This is a genomic window from Actibacterium sp. XHP0104 (genome assembly GCF_025751515.1).
Taxonomy (GTDB): domain Bacteria; phylum Pseudomonadota; class Alphaproteobacteria; order Rhodobacterales; family Rhodobacteraceae; genus Actibacterium_D.
The window spans coordinates 1-1,194 of the sequence record NZ_JAOWLE010000018.1 but is presented as its reverse complement, the minus strand read 5'-3'; the positions used below and the strand labels follow the sequence as shown (position 1 = coordinate 1,194).

Annotated in this window: 1 protein-coding gene; it reads right to left on the bottom strand. The window is 68.2% G+C overall.

The genetic code is table 11. The features are described 5' to 3' along the window. Positions 1–1,194: dihydrolipoyl dehydrogenase (gene lpdA / locus OE856_RS13685; protein ID WP_412174893.1), on the bottom strand; the 1,194-nt coding region annotated here is incomplete at both ends.

Below are 1,194 nucleotides of genomic sequence, written 5' to 3'. Positions count from 1 at the left end.
CCTTGCCGACCTTGATGCCCTGGGCCTTGGCCTGGGCCTCGGTCAGGCCGACCCATGCGACCTCGGGGTCGGTATAGGCGACCGAGGGGATGACGCGCGCATCGAAGAAGCGCTTGTGCCCCGCGGCGACCTCGGCCGCGACCTTGCCCTCGTGCACGGCCTTGTGGGCCAGCATCGGCTGGCCGACCACATCGCCGATGGCAAAGATATGCGGCACCCCGGTGCGCTGCTGGTTGTCGACCGCGATAAAGCCGCGATCGTCGACCGCGACGCCGGCCTTCTCGGCGTCGATCAGCTTGCCGTTGGGCTTGCGGCCGACGGCGACCAGCACCTTGTCGAACGTGTCGGTCGTGACCTCGCCCTTGTCATCCTCGAAGGTGACCTTGAGCCCCTTCTTCTCGGCCTCGACCGCGGTGACCTTGGTCTTGAGCTTGATCGCCTCGTAGCGGCCCTCGATGCGCTTGTGCAGCGGCTTGACGATGTCCTTGTCGGCGCCGGGGATGATCTGGTCCATCAGCTCGACGATGGTGACCTTGGACCCCAGCGCGTCATAGACCATGGCCATCTCCAGGCCGATGATGCCGCCGCCCAGCACCAGCAGGCGCTTGGGCACGTCGGCCAGCTCTAGCGCGCCGGTGCTGTCGATGACGCGGCTGTCGTCATGCGGGATGAAGGGCAGGGTCACCGGCTCGGACCCGGCGGCGATGATGCACTGATCAAAACTGACGGTCTTGACGCCCTCGTCGTCCTGCACCTCGATCATGTTCGGCCCGGCGAAGGTGCCATAGCCGTTGACCACCTGCACCTTGCGGCCCTTGGCCAGGCCCGACAGGCCCCCGGTCAGCTGGTTGATCACGCTTTCCTTCCAGCCGCGCAGCTTGTCGATATCGACCTTGGGCGCGGCAAAGCTGACGCCGTGCTCACCCATCTCTTCGGCCTCGGTGATCACCTTGGCCGCGTGCAGCAGCGCCTTGGAGGGAATGCAGCCCACGTTGAGGCAGACGCCGCCCAGGGTGGCGCCCTTCTCGATCAGCACGACCTTCTTGCCCAGGTCGGCAGCGCGGAAAGCGGCGGTGTAGCCGCCCGGGCCCGAGCCCAGCACCACGACCTCGGCATGGATATCGCCGGGGCCCGAGGCGGTGCCGGTGGCGGCCACGGCGGCAGGCGCGGCGGGGGCTGCGGCCGCGGGGGCGG